Origin of the sequence: Aeromonas sp. MR16, from assembly GCF_022549315.1 — a bacterium.
In the GTDB taxonomy this organism is placed as follows: domain Bacteria; phylum Pseudomonadota; class Gammaproteobacteria; order Enterobacterales; family Aeromonadaceae; genus Aeromonas; species Aeromonas aquatica.
In genome coordinates this window covers 39,496-54,008 of sequence record NZ_JAKZFK010000009.1, presented here as the reverse complement: position 1 = coordinate 54,008, position 14,513 = coordinate 39,496, and the positions used below count along the sequence as shown (strand labels likewise).

The 14,513-nt window shown below is 63.7% G+C and carries 15 protein-coding genes; 4 read left to right on the top strand and 11 right to left on the bottom strand.

Going from position 1 to position 14,513, the window contains the following annotated elements; all coding sequences use genetic code 11:
- Positions 1 to 67: 67 nt before the first annotated feature.
- From MM194_RS09000 to MM194_RS08980, 5 genes are all read right to left on the bottom strand, one after another.
- On the bottom strand, positions 68 to 1,021 hold the full coding sequence (locus MM194_RS09000) for an MlaD family protein (RefSeq protein WP_241343377.1): 954 nt from the start codon (positions 1,019 to 1,021) through the stop codon (positions 68 to 70).
- Entirely contained in the window at positions 1,018 to 1,809 is a 792-nt protein-coding gene (locus MM194_RS08995; RefSeq protein WP_218290791.1) for an ATP-binding cassette domain-containing protein, read from the bottom strand. The genes MM194_RS09000 and MM194_RS08995 overlap by 4 nt, the downstream gene beginning before the upstream one ends.
- Before the next feature lies 1 nt (position 1,810).
- On the bottom strand, positions 1,811 to 2,944 hold the full coding sequence (locus tag MM194_RS08990) for an MlaE family lipid ABC transporter permease subunit (protein WP_241343376.1): 1,134 nt from the start codon (positions 2,942 to 2,944) through the stop codon (positions 1,811 to 1,813).
- A gap of 153 nt (positions 2,945 to 3,097) precedes the next feature.
- Positions 3,098 to 3,439 (bottom strand): BON domain-containing protein, encoded by a 342-nt coding sequence (locus MM194_RS08985; protein ID WP_241343375.1) that lies wholly within the window; start codon positions 3,437 to 3,439, stop codon positions 3,098 to 3,100.
- A gap of 740 nt (positions 3,440 to 4,179) precedes the next feature.
- Positions 4,180 to 4,611, bottom strand: coding sequence for a GNAT family N-acetyltransferase (locus MM194_RS08980; protein WP_241343374.1), 432 nt, complete (start codon positions 4,609 to 4,611; stop codon positions 4,180 to 4,182).
- Between the two features lie 182 nt (positions 4,612 to 4,793).
- On the opposite strand from MM194_RS08980, the gene MM194_RS08975 reads away from it, so the two are divergent.
- Positions 4,794 to 5,294 carry an SRPBCC domain-containing protein gene (locus tag MM194_RS08975; RefSeq protein ID WP_033130415.1) on the top strand — a complete coding sequence of 167 codons (501 nt, stop codon included), beginning with the start codon at positions 4,794 to 4,796 and terminating at the stop codon, positions 5,292 to 5,294.
- A gap of 183 nt (positions 5,295 to 5,477) precedes the next feature.
- Here the strand turns inward: MM194_RS08975 and MM194_RS08970 are convergent, their stop codons facing one another.
- Together MM194_RS08970 and MM194_RS08965 are read right to left on the bottom strand one after the other, a co-directional pair.
- Entirely contained in the window at positions 5,478 to 5,984 is a 507-nt protein-coding gene (locus MM194_RS08970) for an N-acetyltransferase (RefSeq protein ID WP_241343373.1), read from the bottom strand.
- Between the two features lie 138 nt (positions 5,985 to 6,122).
- Positions 6,123 to 7,352 (bottom strand): GNAT family N-acetyltransferase, encoded by a 1,230-nt coding sequence (locus MM194_RS08965; RefSeq protein WP_241343372.1) that lies wholly within the window; start codon positions 7,350 to 7,352, stop codon positions 6,123 to 6,125.
- 300 nt (positions 7,353 to 7,652) lie between these two features.
- Here MM194_RS08965 and MM194_RS08960 point away from each other — a divergent pair, with 300 nt between their 5' ends.
- Genes MM194_RS08960 through MM194_RS08950 form a run of 3 tightly spaced genes read left to right on the top strand, consistent with a single transcriptional unit; the run spans position 7,653 to position 10,098 of the window.
- A complete protein-coding gene (locus MM194_RS08960) occupies positions 7,653 to 8,471 on the top strand; it encodes a DUF3100 domain-containing protein (protein WP_241343371.1) in 819 nt (272 codons plus the stop codon).
- Entirely contained in the window at positions 8,468 to 8,917 is a 450-nt protein-coding gene (locus MM194_RS08955; protein ID WP_241343370.1) for a hypothetical protein, read from the top strand. The genes MM194_RS08960 and MM194_RS08955 overlap by 4 nt, the downstream gene beginning before the upstream one ends.
- Positions 8,917 to 10,098, top strand: coding sequence for a M20 family metallopeptidase (locus MM194_RS08950; protein WP_241343369.1), 1,182 nt, complete (start codon positions 8,917 to 8,919; stop codon positions 10,096 to 10,098). Before MM194_RS08955 ends, MM194_RS08950 begins: the two co-directional genes overlap by 1 nt.
- 224 nt (positions 10,099 to 10,322) lie before the next feature.
- On the opposite strand, the gene MM194_RS08945 is transcribed toward MM194_RS08950, so the two are convergent.
- The 4 genes from MM194_RS08945 to MM194_RS08930 form a co-directional block, all read right to left on the bottom strand.
- Complete coding sequence (locus tag MM194_RS08945) at positions 10,323 to 11,282, bottom strand: LysR substrate-binding domain-containing protein (RefSeq protein WP_033130420.1); 960 nt, start codon at positions 11,280 to 11,282, stop codon at positions 10,323 to 10,325.
- The gene (gene pdxH, locus MM194_RS08940) at positions 11,282 to 11,920 is read right to left on the bottom strand and encodes a pyridoxamine 5'-phosphate oxidase (RefSeq protein WP_033130421.1); all 639 of its coding nucleotides are present in this window, start codon (positions 11,918 to 11,920) and stop codon (positions 11,282 to 11,284) included. The genes MM194_RS08945 and pdxH overlap by 1 nt, the downstream gene beginning before the upstream one ends.
- Before the next feature lie 163 nt (positions 11,921 to 12,083).
- A complete protein-coding gene (locus tag MM194_RS08935) occupies positions 12,084 to 12,410 on the bottom strand; it encodes a hypothetical protein (RefSeq protein ID WP_241343368.1) in 327 nt (108 codons plus the stop codon).
- Positions 12,407 to 14,386, bottom strand: coding sequence for a reprolysin-like metallopeptidase (locus tag MM194_RS08930; RefSeq protein ID WP_241343367.1), 1,980 nt, complete (start codon positions 14,384 to 14,386; stop codon positions 12,407 to 12,409). Before MM194_RS08930 ends, MM194_RS08935 begins: the two co-directional genes overlap by 4 nt.
- Positions 14,387 to 14,513 lie beyond the last annotated feature (127 nt).

Sequence of the window (14,513 nt, the reverse complement as noted above, 5' to 3'; positions counted from 1 at the left end):
GCGCCGAGCAGGGCCAGCAACAGGGCGGCGACGGCGAGCCGGGACAGGGGGAATTGCACTTGGCGGATCATGGCTTTGGGCTCCTTTCGGATGATTCTCCAGGGCCATCCGGCACAGGTGTGCGGCCAAACAGCAGCCCCGAGGGATTGCGCTCGGTCTGTTCGCTAAGACGACGCAGCGAGCTGCTCAGCACGCTGAGTTCGCCGAGCAGGCGTTCCAGCTGGGGCAGGCTTTCCGCCGTGAAGCGGTTGATGTCGCTACCGACCGCGTTGATGGTCTTGCCAGCGCTGGCGCTGGTGCCGGCGAGTTCAGTGCCCATTTTATCGACGGCGTCGGCCGCTCGGCCGATACGCGCGATCAGCGGCTCGAGTTCGGAGCTCGCGCGCGCGCTATTTTTCATCGTCTGGGCGGCATCGATGAGGCCGGCATCGATGCTCTCGGTGCGGGCGGCCAGGGTGTGCGCCACCTGGGCGAGGTCGGCCAGGGTGCTCTTGAAGGCCGCCTGGTTTTCCGGACCGAGTAAGGTATTGAGGTTGTTCGAGGTGCTGTCCAGTTTGGCCAGCACGTTGGTCAGGACGTTCTCGAGGCGCGCGGCGAGCGAGGGCTTGGTGCGGATCACCGGATAGGCGTAACCGGCGGTAGCCTGCAACAGGGGCTGATCGTCGGCGCCGCCGCTCAATTCGACGTAGGCGATGCCGGTCAGCCCCTGCGTCTTGAGGACGGCCACTGTGTCCTGCTTGATCGGCGTGCCGTGATCGAGGGCGAAGAGCAGATTGACCCACTCGGGATTGGTCGGGTCGAGCTGGATCTGCCGCACCTTGCCGACATCGACGCCATTGTATTTGACCGGCGCATCGAGGTTGAGGCCGGCGACCGACTCCTCCGAGATCGCGAGATAGAGATCGTATGTCTTCTGGAAGGCGCCGCCCGAGGCAAGCCAGAGTATGACGGCGATCAGCATGGCGCCGAGGATGACGACGAAGCTGCCGACCAGGGTGTAATTGACTTTCGTTTCCATCATATGGCCCCGCTCTGTTGCTGGGCGGCCCGCCCGCGAGGACCGTCGAAGAATGTCCGGATTGCTGGCAGATCTATCTCCGCCAGCTCGGCCATGGAGCCGACCCCCAGCACCTTGCCGTCGCCGAGCACGGCGACACGGTCGGCCACCTGCCACAGCAGATCGAGATCGTGGGTGATGAGGACTATGGTCAGGCCGAACAGGTCGCGCAGTTTGCGGATCAGCTGATCGATCTCGCCGGCGCTTTCGGGATCGAGGCCGGCGGTCGGCTCGTCGAGAAAGAGCAGCTCAGGATCGAGGGCCAGGGCGCGAGCGAGTGCGACGCGTTTCATCATGCCGCCGCTCAGCTCGGCCGGATACTGAGCGCCGGCGGCGGGCTCCAGGCCGCTCAGCGCCAGTTTCCAGTCGGCGATCTCGTCGATCAACCCGTCGACCAGCGCGGTGTGCTCGCGCAGCGGCAGGCCAACGTTTTCCCTGGCGGTCAGCGAGCCGAACAGGCCGCCGCTCTGGAACATGACGCCCCAGCGCTGGCGCAGGGCGAGCGCTGCGGTGTCGTCGATGTTGGCCAGATCGACACCGAGCACCTGGATCGAGCCCGATTCGGGTTGCTGGAGCAGGATGATCTCCCGCAGCAGGGTCGATTTGCCCGAGCCCGAACCGCCGATCAGTGCGAAGATCTCGCCGCGGCCGACGACCAGATCGATCCCGGCATGCACGACATGCTCGCCGAAGCGAGTCGTCAGCTGGCTGATGGCGATGGCCGGGATGAGGCTGCCGGTCTGGTCGTTCATCTCAGAGATCCAGGGCACTGAAGGCGACCGAGAACAGGGCGTCGGCCACGATCACCAGAAAGATGGCGTGGACGACGCTGCGCGTCGTCTGCCGCCCGACGCTGTCTGCCCCGCCCCGGGTGCGAAATCCCTGAAAACAGCCGATGGTCACTATGATGGCGGCAAAGACCGGCGCCTTGCCGATGCCGAGCATCAGGTCAGTGACGCTGACCGTCTTGACGAAGCGATCGAGGAATTCGGCGGCGCCGACGGCCAACTGGACGCGCGCCATCAGCATGCCACCCAGGACGCCGAGCAGGTCGGCGAAGATAGTGAGCAGCGGGAGCGCGACCAGCAGGGCAAGCACCTTGGGCAGGACCAGCATGTCGAGCGGCGGGATGCCGATGGTGCGCATGGCATCGATCTCCTCGGTCACCGCCATGGTCCCGATCTGCGCCGCGTAGGCCGAGCCCGAGCGGCCGGCGACTATGATGGCGGTGATCAGCGGCGCGAACTCTCGCAGCATCGAGAGGCCGATCAGATCGGCGACGAAGATGTTGGCGCCGTATTGGCGCAGCTGATTGGCCCCCTGATAGGCGACGACGATGCCGAGCAGGAAGGAGAGCAGGCCGACTATGGGCAGCGCATCGAAGCCGGCGCTACGAATGTTGTAGAGGATGGGACGCCAGCGAATGCGCGTCGGGTGAGCCAGCCAGCCGCCCAGGGCAAGCGTGCATTCGCCGATGAAGGCGAGCAGGGCGCAGCCTTGTGCCAGGGCGCTGGCCGTGCCGCGGCCGAGGCTGTCGAGATGGGAAAGAACAGGGGCGGGAGCCGGGGTGGGCGGTTGGCCGGCTTCCAGATCCTGGTCGAGGACATCGAGCAGTCTGGCGAACTCGGGGCGCAACTGGCGCAGCTCGACACCGGCCGAGTCGCCACGCAGCCGGTGCAGCAGTTTTTGCACGACCCAGGCACCGACCATGTCGAAGGACTCGATGCCCGAAGCGTCGATGATCCAGGCCGAACCCGCCGGAGCCGACAGCGCATCGAGCTCGCCGGTGAGCCGGCCAATGCCGCGCGCCGTCCACGCACCCGATAACGCCAACGCCTGCGGTGTCGTCAGGGTGATGGCAGCCGGCGTTACCACAGTCAGGATCATGGCCCGCCCGCCTGTTGATAGCTTGAGTGACCCGAACAGGCGACGCGCCAACGCGCCACCATCGATGGAGTGACTCGCCTGAGCAAAGGACCCGCCGACGCGCCACGGTCAGCGGGCCTACTGCACGAGATAGCTGTGGGTAGCAGCGCTTGCCTATTGGTCGACCTCGACCCTGATATCATGTTTGACAGAGGTCACCCCCTCGACGGCCTCGGCAATCGAGACGGCCTTGTCCACCGCCGCCTGATCCGCCGCGCCACCGCTCAGGACAACCGCCCCGGCCTGGTCGGTATCGACATGGATATTGACCAGGCTGGAGATCTGCTCGGCGGCCAGTTCAGCCTTGATCTGGGTGGTGATCATCGAATCCTCGACATATTCCATTGTCGTCGATGTCGTGGCATCGGCACCGTAGGAAGTCTCGGCAGCTTGGCCAGCTACCGGCAGCAGCAACAGACCGGCTACGAGCAAAGGGGTTCTGAGTGTGTGGTTCATGATGGGTCCTTCCCTGAGGGTGAAAAAAGCGCGCGCCCGGCAGCATCAATGCAATCCGCTCGCGGTGACGAAGGTTTAACACGGGGTTGCGGGAAGTTCTGTTCGACATCGTACATAACCCGGGGCGATTCAGATCCACGCCTCAATCGCACACAGTCTTTGGCTCTGGCATACCTGTTAGGCAAATCTTGGCCAAGCACCGCAAGCAGCGCGCACTCTTTGGAGCTGGCATTGTTGTTGGGCGAGTCTTGGCAAAGCACTGCCTGACACTGAGGTCCATTGCAGCGCATTCTAAGCTCACCTCGGGATGCGCTTTTTCCCTGCCATTATCCCCCAGGGGGTCATCCCGCAGGGTACTTTAACCTAATTGGCTACGTAAGCTGGGTGTGCAAGTACGGATGGTATTCTGGACTGGATAGCCAATGCTGCTATGACTGACAGGCATTCTTGAACATGCCTTGGTCAGGAGGGAAGCACGGCGCGAGCGGGAAGTGCCTAGATTAGGGATGGCTATTCAAGGAAGCGGCCTTGATAACGGTAGCACCAGCAGTAACATCAAACGATTTCAATCATCAATAAAAACACATCATATCAATTATTTACCAGCTTAATTCAGCCTCCCCCAACACGTTTGGAAAGGCCACTTCGCAAGAAGTGGCTTTTTTTATCACGGTCTCCGCAGCAGAACCTGCCGTCAGGGCACCAAGGTTGGTGTTCGTGCCCTGCAGGGCACCGGGAGGCTAGTCGCCAGCCACCAGCATCAATGTCCGCCAGGGGCCGGTGATATCGCAGTGGCCCGTCTCGTCCGTATTCTGCCAGCCCAGTCGATGATAAAACGCCAGCGCCGTGGTGTTGCGGGTGGCCACCTTGAGGGATGCCGGTTTTGCAAAGCCTGCCGTTCCCTCGGCCAGCAAGGCCCGCCCCACCCCCTGCCCGTGCCAGTCTGCCGACACGTACAGATGGTGCACGAAGCTGTCCTCGCCCCAGATTGAGACGAAACCACAGGGGGTGCCACCCTGCTCGGCCACCCAGATCTGCTCGCCCCGGGTCTGTTCGGCAAAATCACTCAACAAGAACAGGGAGGGCTCGACCCAATGAAAAGCCTGTCGCCGCCCTTTGAGAAACAGCTGTGCCAGCACGGGTGCATCCGCCTCTCGCATCCTTCTAATCATGCCTGCATCCTTGATTCACGTGACCATGAACTCCCACTTTCGATGGATCCTGTCACCATGTCAAATGGGCAAAGTAGACCCTCCTGAATACCTAATGCTGTGACAGATGACTGCCAATTTAATCGCCTCAGGGGCTATACTGCCTGAGCCCCGTCCATGACTGGTTTGAGGTTCACTGATTTATGGATAACAAACAGATAGAAGGCAGCATTCTGGTTCCGGCCCACATCGATGATGTCTGGCGGGCCTGGACCACCGAGAGCGGGTTGTGCAGTTTCCTGGCACCGGAGTGCCTGATGGTGCCAGAGCCCAACGGCCCTTTCGAAATCTATTTCAGGCCCGATGCCCCGCTGGGAGAGCGTGGCAGTGAAGGCTGTCGGGTGATGGCGGTCATGCCCCATGACTTGTTCAGCTTCAGCTGGAATTTCCCTCCCCAGTTCCACCATATCCGCCAGCAAAAGACCCAGGTCAGCCTGCGCTTCGTGCCGGAGGGTCAGGGTACCCGGCTCTATTTCTTGCAGACCGGCTGGGCCAAGGATCCGGACTGGGATCAGGGCTATGCCTACTTCCGGGAAGAGTGGCTGGAGCTGAGCCTGCCCAGGCTGCAATACCGTTTCACCCACGGCCCCATCGACTGGAACAATCCGCCGGACAAGCTGCAACTGAAATCCCTGGCTCAATAACCGAGCTCGTCGGCTACCCACATGCAGGGTGGCCATCAGGAGCAACGGCCGCACCCGTGATGTACCAGCCCGGGCGCCTGAAACGGCGCCGTGCCGATATCGGGCCGCCATACAGGACAATGCCGTTCACCCGAAAGTGAACGGCATTGTCTCATCAGCATGTTGGGACGGATTGCCCTGGCCCTACTCTTCTTCCATCTCGTCAAACAGGGGGTGATAGAGCACCTCACCCTGCATGCCGCTGAGGCCACCCTGTTGCAGCTCCATCGCCATGAAGCAGTCGGCGGGCACCTCGTAGATGCAGTGCAGGCCAAAGTCGCTGGCCGGGCGGAAGCCGAACCGGGCGTAGTAGGCCGGATCGCCGAGCACCACCACCGCCTTCCAATCCATCTCCAGCGCCGTATCGAGCCCCTCTCGCACCAGATCAGAGCCGATGCCCTGCCCCTGCCAGTCGGGATGCACGGCCACCGGCGCCAGCCCGAGCCAGGGACCGTCCTGCCCGTTAATGGTGATCGGGCTCAGCATCAGGTGCCCCATGAACTCGTACTCTTCCTCTTCGACCATGGTGACCACGGCGGCGCCGCACTCGCGCAGGCGATTGACCAGCTCGGCCTCGTCGCTACGGCCAAAGGCGGCACTCACCAGCTCATAGACTGGCAGCATGTCGCCGGGGCGCTCGGTTCTCAACATAGGGCATTACTCCTCGTACAGCAGGGCGACCATTATTTCACAGAAGTTGGGCCCGACTTGAATTCCTTTATTCGAAAATGGGAGGGCGGACTCAGGAAAACGAATGGCATGGACGACAGATCCAATCAAAACAGGCCGCTATTGCCGCTCACCGAGCCGCCGCCGCAGGTAATCGAGCCCCGATTCCCCCCGATCCTTGAGCAAGGCGCCGCCACAGTGGGACTCTTGCCAGGGATCCCGGCGCGCCAGCCAGGCAAAGGGATGACGCCGGATCACCAGCTCGACCCCCGCTATCCTGGCCCGCTCGCTCCCCAGGTCGGCATTGTCCATAAACAGGGCCAGCTCCAGCGCGCCGCCGTCTTCTCCCCGGGCCCAGGCACTGTGCAGTATGACCACCGCCACCTGCGGGTCCGCGAGCAGCGGCGCCAACCTCGCCAGAACCTGCTCGGGCAGCGCCAGGCTGCGGTCCAGCCGCCAGTGGCTCAACTCACCGGGATAGCGATCCGTCCCCGTGCTGCGGCCGCCATAGTGCATGCCAAGCTTGGCCATCACCCGGCCTGAGGCGAGGTTGTCCGGCATATGGCGGGCCGTCAGCGCAGGCAACTTCGCCGCCTCGAACGCGAATGACCTGACCAGGGCCGCCGCCCGGGTGGCGAGCCCCCGGTTCTGCCAGGGCAGCCCCACCCACCAGGCGAGCTCGCCGTTCCAGTGCAGGGAGATGACCCCGATCAGGGGGGCCGGCTCATCCGCTGGATCCAGCGTCAGGGCCCAGGTCCAGCCCAAGCCCAGCGCTGCTTTTCGCCCACTCAGGGCGAGCCAGTCACGGGCCGCCTCGGGTGGATAGGGGTGAGGCATATTGAGGGTGTAGCGGGCCAGCGCCTCGTCAGAGCAGTAACGGGCTATGTCGGCCTCATCTTCCGGCCGCAATGGCCGCAGCACCAGGGCACCGGGGCCTTCAGGCTCACGCAGCTCGGGGATGACCAGCCGCCGGGCGAGTAGCTGCCTCAGCACAGCGGCCAGATCGTCGCCGGCATTGAGCGCGAGATCCGCCCCCACGGGGCCCAGGGTGAGCAGACCGCTCTCCTTGGCCAGGATCAGCAGGGCGGATGAGGCGCTGATGAGGATCCGCTGGCTTGGATCCGCCCCCATGCAGGGCGCCTCGTCCCCGTCCAGCCAGGCGGCGAGCAAGGCGCTGGCCGAGAGGGTTCCGTCGGGTGGGCAAGCGGCCCAGGGGGCCGCCTCCCCCTCGGGATAGTGCGCGGCCCGCTTGCTCTGCAGCAGTTGCCAGCGGTGCCCCTGCCCTCGCCACGCCTGCAGCGCGCCCTGCCAGTGGGGTTGCCAGAGCCCCCCCTCGATCAACAACTCCATCACTCCCCCTGTGAGCCGCGCACCGGCGATGACCTGCCGTCACGCGAACCAGATCCTGGTCCCAGGCGGCGCGCCATCCTCCACCGTCGGGACATCCTTTCAAACAGGCAGCACAAGCTGCTGATAATTCACTGTTAACCCCCATGTTTAACACGGTTAAACGGCATACCCCATGAAAAAATGCCATATGCCAGGCTTGATGAACGTCACATTAATGGGGTCCCGCCCTTCCTATCATGCCCCCATCGTGCACCGGCCAGCGCCGGTCATGAATGACAACGCATAACAAGAGAACACACTATGCAGCAATCCAACCCCTTCAAAACGGTGTTAGTCAGTACCCTGGCGACCGCCCTGCTGATCTTCGTGGCCCAATACCTGATCGGGAAACAGGAGATCAGGATAGGCATCGCCATCATCCCCATATTGCCCATGCTGTTCGCCGTCATCATCGGCATGATCGTCTCCGCCAAGCCCGTCAAGGATCGTATCCCGGGCTGGAAGCGCCTCTTCAGCGACAAGGAAGAGGGCTTCTGCGGCAAGATGGTGGGCTTCAGCCTGCTGATCCTGGGTACCCAGTACGCCGGCATGATCATTCCCAACCTGAAAATGATCCTGAGCGTCGGGGTGCCGCTGTTCCTGCAGGAGATAGGCAACCTGCTGCCCATCCTCATCGCCATCCCGCTGGCGGTGAAGTTCGGCTTCGGTCGCCGCGCCATCGGGGCCTGCTCCTCCATCAGCCGTGAGCCATCGGTCGCGGTGATCCAGGGCAAATTCGGCACCGGCTCCCAGGAGTACATAGGCGTGCTCGCCATCTACCTGTGCGGCTCCGTCATCGGCACTCTCTGGTTCAGCGTGCTCGGCAGCATAGCGCCGCTCACCGGGCTGCATCCGCTGGCCCTGGCCGCCGGCTCTGGCGTCGGCTCCGGCTCCATGCTGAGTGCCGCCTCCGGCGCCCTCATCAACGGCCTCGACGAGGCGATGGCCCAGCAGGTGCTGAGTATCGCCGCCGCCTCGAATCTGCTCTCGTCGGCGCTGGGTGCCCTCTCCCTCACCTACCTGGGGCTGCCCCTCGCCGAAAAGATCTATGCCCTGACTGACAAAGGAGAGAAAGCATGAAAAGCATCGTGATGGATATGCGGTTCGTCTTTCTGGCGATCCTGCTGGCCATGTTTACCCAGACCCTGACCACCGGCACCCCGCTCTGGCTGATGGGTGACAGCTTCATCGCCATGTCCCTGGTGGTGTTCGCCTCCCTGGTGGCCAAGCGCTACCTGCCCTCCTCCCTGCCGGCCTTTGCCTATGCCACCATCATCGGCATCCTTATCTGCCTGCCACAGACCCCGGTGCGCGGCCTCTTCATCGACGCGGTGGCGAAGATCTCCTTCCTCTCCTGCTGCGTGCCGCTGCTGGCCTTCGCCGGCCTCTCCGTGGGCGGTCAGCTCGAGGAGCTCAAGAAGATGTCCTGGAAGGTGATCCTCATCTTCATGATCGTCTCCACCTGTTGCTTCTTCGGCGCCTCGCTGGTTGCCCAACTCGGCTTCTCCATTCAAGGGATCATCTGATGCACCACTACCACATCGAACCGGATCTGCTCGCCCTGCGTGACTTCAGCCGGGAGGTGCGCCACCACCTGCACCGCATCCCGGAATACTCGGGGGCCGAGTTCAAGACCTCGGCCTACTGCCGCGCCCTGATGGAAGAGTTCGGCTACAAGATCACCGACTACCCCGGCTTCACCGGTTTTCATGGCGACCTGAACGTCGACCCCAGCCTGCCCACCATCGCCTTTCGGGCCGACATGGACGGCCTGGAGATGCACGACATGAGCGAGGTGGCGTTCAAGTCCACCCACGAGGGGATGGCCCACAACTGCGGCCACGACTCCCACATGGCGATCGCCCTCACCACAGCCCGGTTCCTGGCCCAGCACAGGGAGCGGCTGCAATACAATGTGCGCATCATCTTCCAGATGGCCGAGGAGGACATGCGGGTACCGGGCGCCGGCAAGCTGGTGGAGCTCGGCTGCATGGAGGGGGTGGACGAGGTCTACGCCCTGCACAACGACGGCGCCATGGAGACGGGGACCATCAAGTTCAACCGCGGCGTCATGTCCTCCTGGGGCTCAGCCTGGACCCTGGAGGTGCACGGCATCTCCGCCCACGGCTCGACCCCCCACAAGGGGCTGGACGCCATCCGCGAGGCGGTGCGCATCATAGAGGACATGGACTACATCGTCGCCAAGCGCACCAGTCCGTTCAGCCCGGCGGTGTTTGGCTGCGGCATGATCAACGGCGGCACCATCCCCAATGCGGTGGCCGATCACGTGCAGGCCCGTGGCACCATCCGTGCCATGGACGCCGAGACCGATCAGATCCTGAAAAACAGCTTCAAGGACATGGTCGCCCAGAGCGAGCTGCGCGGCTTCAAGACCAGCATGAGCTACGCCGGCTACCCGGCGGTGGAGAACCACGGCGCCGCCTGCGCTCGGCTGCAACAGGCGGCTGCCAGCGTGCTGCCCGCCGAGGGCATCAATGCTCAGGGCCAGCCCATGACCGGCAGCGAGGACTTCAGCTACATGATCAACGCCACCCCGGACCGCAAGGGCGCCATGTTCTTCCTCGGCAGCGGCTGCCAGGCCAAGGGGATCTGCAACTACCTGCACGCCAACCCCTACTACCTGGACGACGACTGCCTGCTCATCGGCGCCCAGATATTTGTCAATCTGGCGACCCTGGCGGATTAAATACCGCCCTCGACAGCAGACGTCGGCCAAGCCAGGGAGATTAGACGCAATCCGCACCAAGCCCTCGACTAGCTGAATGACGACGCCCGCTGATCGGTATCTGGATCGTCTTCAATATGGCGACCCAGGCAGAGTAAAACCCTGCCACCTAACGAAAAGAGAGGCCAATGGCCTCTATTTTTTTATTCTGGGCAGTGGTTTTATCCACCGCATGAGCGTCTCTCTCACAGCCAGGGCAGGGTCGCCGGATTGGTCGCCTGCGGCTGGTTGAGGAGGGAGAGCTGTACCGTCTCCCGGCTCACGTGGGGGGCGAAGAGGTGAATGAAATCATACATGTAGTCCCGCAGATGGGCATGCCTGCGCAGGCAGACATGGGCCACGCTCGAGGCGATCAGGTGGTCGATGTTGAGACAGACCAGGCTTCCCTTGTCCCCCTCGTCAAAGGCCGAGGTAGCGATCACCCCCACCCCCATGCCGAGGCGCACATAGTGCTTGATGATGTCGGTGTCGGTCGCCGTCAGCACGATGCGAGGGCTGAGGCCATGGCGGCCGAACGCCTTGTCCATCTTGGAGCGGCCGGTGAAGCCGAACACATAGGTGATGAGGGGATAGCGGGCCAGATCCGCCATGGAGAGCGGCTGGCACGCGAGTAGCGGATGACCGTGGGGCACCACCACGCTGCGCCCCCAGCGGTAACAAGGCACGGCGGCCAGCTCGTCGAACAGGTGCATGGACTCGGTAGCGATGGCCATCTCCACGTCCCCGTTTTGCACCATCTGCGCGAGCTGGGCTGGGGCTCCCTGATGCAGGTGGAGGGTGACTTCGGGATAGCGGCGGGAGAAGGCGGTGATCGCCGCCGGCAGCTTGTAGCGCGCCATGGTGTGGGTGGTGGCGATGCGCAACACCCCACTGGTGGCAAGCTGCTCGCGTACCGACAGCTGACCTATCTGATCCACCTGGGCTACCACCCCCTTGGCCAGCTCCATCACCTGCACCCCCATGGAGGTCAGACCCACCAGGTTCTTGCCCTTGCGGGTGAACAGCGCCAGCCCCAGTTCGTCTTCCAGCATCTTCATCTGCTTGCTGAGGGTCGGCTGGGAGGTGTAGAGCTTCTCCGCCGTCGCCGAGATATTGAAGTTGTTCTTCACTATCTCGGTGAAGTTCTTGAGCCGGGCGATGTTCATCAGGGCGCCAGTCGCTCTATGTGCCAGCCTTCCCCTTCCCGGCTGTAATAGAAACGATCGTGCAGGCGATGCGCGCCCCCCTGCCAGAACTCCACGGTGTCGATGACGACGCGATAGCCGCCCCAGAAGCTCGGCAGCGGCACCTCGCCCTTGGCAAACTTCTGCTTGAGCTCGAGGAACTTGGCCTCCAGCACGCCGCGCGCCGAGATGCGGGACGACTGCTGGGAAACCCAGGCCGCGATCTGGCTGTCTTTGGGGCGGCTGTGGAAGTACTTCATCACCTCCAGGGTGCCGAGCTTCTCCACCCGACCGGTGACATGCACCTGCCGGTCCAGGGTGTGCCAGGGGAAGTGCAGGCTGATGCGGGGGTTGCCCTCGAGCTGGCCCGCCTTGCGGCTGCCCATGTTGGTGTAAAACACCATACCCAGGGCGTCGTAGTGCTTGAGCAACACGGTGCGCTGCCAGGGCTGGCCATCGGCGTCCACGGTCGCCACCACCATGGCGGTGGGATCGGTCAACTTGGCCTCGCAGGCCTGGGCCAGCCATTTCTCGAACAGCTCGAGGGGTTGGGCCGGCAGATCGGCCCGGTGCAATCCGCCCCTGGTGTACTCACGGCGCAGATCGGCTACATCCATCATCTTGATTTTCCTTCTCTCTTTGCCGCCAGCGCGGCTACGCATGCAGGCATTGTGCGACGAGCACGCCGGGGGTACAAGCCCGAATGCCCGCAAAACAGGGGACCCGAAAATGAATGAAGGGAGGCTCTGGCCTCCCTTCATCGTGGTCACCTCGAGGGCGGGCTTATTTCTCCAGCGGCGCCCCCCCGGGGCAGTGCGCCAGCATCCGCTGGTTGTACTCGGCGGCGTAGGCGCTGAGTTTGGCGTGCTCCTCTTTCTGCTCGGGCCGGATGACATCGCCCAGCCCATCGAGGTAGCGCACGCCGCAGCGAGCCTTGGCATCAGCCTGCGCCTCTGCCGGGATACCGGGGGCCACCTCCCCGCGCCCCGCCCGCACGATCAGCCGGTAATCCTGCCTGGCGAGGCTGTCGTCGAGCGCCTGCTCCAGGGTGCCGGCATCGGCCTGACAACCCGCGAGCAGCACCAGCGACAGGGCGTAGCCGAGCCTCATGCCCGCCTCCGCACCCAGCCCAGCAGGGCCAATGCCAGGGTCCCGAACCCGAGGGAGCCACCGCCACCACCACCGCCCTCTTCCACCCGCTGGGTCACCGACAGCTTGAGCGGGCTGATGGCGAAGAAGATATTGTCGCTGCAGGCGACCCTCAATCTGGCGGTGCCGTCGTTACCGGCCGGAATGGTGACGCTGGCCGAGCCAGAATTGGGCTGGCCGCTGGCGAGCGGGATCCAGCTCACCCCCTCGTCCCGGGTCATGGCCAAGTCCACCTTGCTGCAGTTGATGGGATCCGCGTTGGTGCCCGCCACTTCCCAGCCGATGCTCTGGTTGTGACCCGCCGCCAGGGGCGTGATGAGCGGGCTGGTCAGGCCGAACGCCTTGCCGGTATCGATCACCTGGATTTTCATGTCATCGCTGACAACCCCGCCCTTGCCATCGCGCACCGTGAGACGGAAGTTGAGATCCCGGTTGGTGGTGGGCCAGGCCTCCCCCTTCGCCAGAGTATTGGAGAGCAGGGAGGGCAGGCTTGGCAGCACACGTTCCGGCACCGCCGTCGGCGCCACGAAACGGAACAGCGGGCGGAAGCCATCGTCGACCATGCTGGCCGGACTGAAGGACTCGGTGCCCAGATCGATCTGCTCCCAGGTGTAACTCAGGGGATCCTGGTCCAGATCGGCCCCGGCGCCCTTGAGCACGAAGGGGGTATTGGCCGGGATCACATAGTCGCTGCCGGCGGCGGCCTGAGGGGCGTTGTTGACCAGGCTCAGGCGGGTGCCGCAGCTCGGCACGGCCGCCATGCGGGCCCGCATCTGCTCAATGGACTTGCTGTGGAAATAGGGCAGGCTGTTGGGCTGCAGGTTCTCGGCCCCGCAGATCCCGGCATAAGCCATGATGGAGCTGCCGCTGCCCGGCTCCCAGGCCTGGCCGGGGGAACGGTTGCCGCCACCACAACTGCCGGTGGTGCCGTTGAAGGTGTGCTCGGCGCCAAACTGGTGACCGATCTCGTGGGCCACATAGTCGATGAAGAAGGCATCCCCCACCGGGTTGGGGGAGCCCGTCATGCCGGCCGATTTCTCACTGCCCCCGCAGAGCGAGTCGAGCTGTGCCAAGCCACCGCCCCCGGTGTTGACCACGTGGCCGATGTCGAAGGGGCCGAGCTTGGGGCCGGCCTGGGTCTGGGCCCGCTGCTGCACGAGGACGTTGATATCGATGTCGTTGTCATCGTTCTGGAAGGGGTCGGCAGCAGTATCCGTATAGATAATGGTGTCGTTGCCGCTGGCGAGCTGGAACTCGGCGGCGACGTCACGCTGATACACCTCGTTGACCCGGTTGAGCAGGGTAGCGATGGCCCCCAGCCCCCCAACCACTGTGCCGCCGTGGTACTGGGTGTACTCCCCTGCCGCCGAGATGGCGATGACGTAGCGCTTGCGCTCGTTGCCATCCACCAGCACCTGCCGCGCCAGCGTCCTGGCCTGGCTACCTATGACGCTGTCCGCCTCCTCTTCCAGCCGGCTGTGGGCGTCCTGCTGGTAATAGATGGCGTAGCCTTCCCCATTGCGCAGTGGATCGACGAACACCATCTTGCCCTGATGGCTGAACATGGCGTGGAAGCCCTGCGGCCCCAGATCGAAACGCCCCGTCTCCACCGGCGATGCCGTATTATGCCCCTTGAAGGCCCGGATGTCGGGGTACTTGGCGGCCAGATCCGCAGGCAACAGATCATAGGGTTGCAGGCTGAAAGTCACCTCATCGCCGTCCGGCAAGGGCAGGGTCAGCCGCGATTCCCCCGCCAACAAGCCGGCGAAATAATCGGCAGGCACGGTGGCAACTCTGTATTGGCTGGCTCGCACCTCGTAGCCATCGGCGGCGGTGGCACGCGCCGCGACCGTGCTCCACTCCTTGGCGGCAAGGCTGCTGGAGGCCATCAGGCCGGCCACCATCAGGGCCAGCGGGGAAAATTTCATCACCTGCATCTTTTTTAATTCCTTTTTTGAATGCGTTCGCCCGAACTGCCCCGGCATCATTTTCCCGCCGCGCCGATAAGTCCAGCGCCATCCGCTGTACATTCCCCGTATGGGGACGGTTGCGCCAACGCGGTCT

Coding starts and splice junctions, on each gene's coding strand:
- MM194_RS09000 (WP_241343377.1), bottom strand. CDS start 1,021: ATGATGGAAACGAAAGTCAATTACACCCTGGTCGGCAGCTTCGTCGTC.
- MM194_RS08995 (WP_218290791.1), bottom strand. CDS start 1,809: ATGAACGACCAGACCGGCAGCCTCATCCCGGCCATCGCCATCAGCCAG.
- MM194_RS08990 (WP_241343376.1), bottom strand. CDS start 2,944: ATGATCCTGACTGTGGTAACGCCGGCTGCCATCACCCTGACGACACCG.
- MM194_RS08985 (WP_241343375.1), bottom strand. CDS start 3,439: ATGAACCACACACTCAGAACCCCTTTGCTCGTAGCCGGTCTGTTGCTG.
- MM194_RS08980 (WP_241343374.1), bottom strand. CDS start 4,611: ATGATTAGAAGGATGCGAGAGGCGGATGCACCCGTGCTGGCACAGCTG.
- MM194_RS08975 (WP_033130415.1), top strand. CDS start 4,794: ATGGATAACAAACAGATAGAAGGCAGCATTCTGGTTCCGGCCCACATC.
- MM194_RS08970 (WP_241343373.1), bottom strand. CDS start 5,984: ATGTTGAGAACCGAGCGCCCCGGCGACATGCTGCCAGTCTATGAGCTG.
- MM194_RS08965 (WP_241343372.1), bottom strand. CDS start 7,352: ATGGAGTTGTTGATCGAGGGGGGGCTCTGGCAACCCCACTGGCAGGGC.
- MM194_RS08960 (WP_241343371.1), top strand. CDS start 7,653: ATGCAGCAATCCAACCCCTTCAAAACGGTGTTAGTCAGTACCCTGGCG.
- MM194_RS08955 (WP_241343370.1), top strand. CDS start 8,468: ATGAAAAGCATCGTGATGGATATGCGGTTCGTCTTTCTGGCGATCCTG.
- MM194_RS08950 (WP_241343369.1), top strand. CDS start 8,917: ATGCACCACTACCACATCGAACCGGATCTGCTCGCCCTGCGTGACTTC.
- MM194_RS08945 (WP_033130420.1), bottom strand. CDS start 11,282: ATGAACATCGCCCGGCTCAAGAACTTCACCGAGATAGTGAAGAACAAC.
- pdxH (WP_033130421.1), bottom strand. CDS start 11,920: ATGATGGATGTAGCCGATCTGCGCCGTGAGTACACCAGGGGCGGATTG.
- MM194_RS08935 (WP_241343368.1), bottom strand. CDS start 12,410: ATGAGGCTCGGCTACGCCCTGTCGCTGGTGCTGCTCGCGGGTTGTCAG.
- MM194_RS08930 (WP_241343367.1), bottom strand. CDS start 14,386: ATGCAGGTGATGAAATTTTCCCCGCTGGCCCTGATGGTGGCCGGCCTG.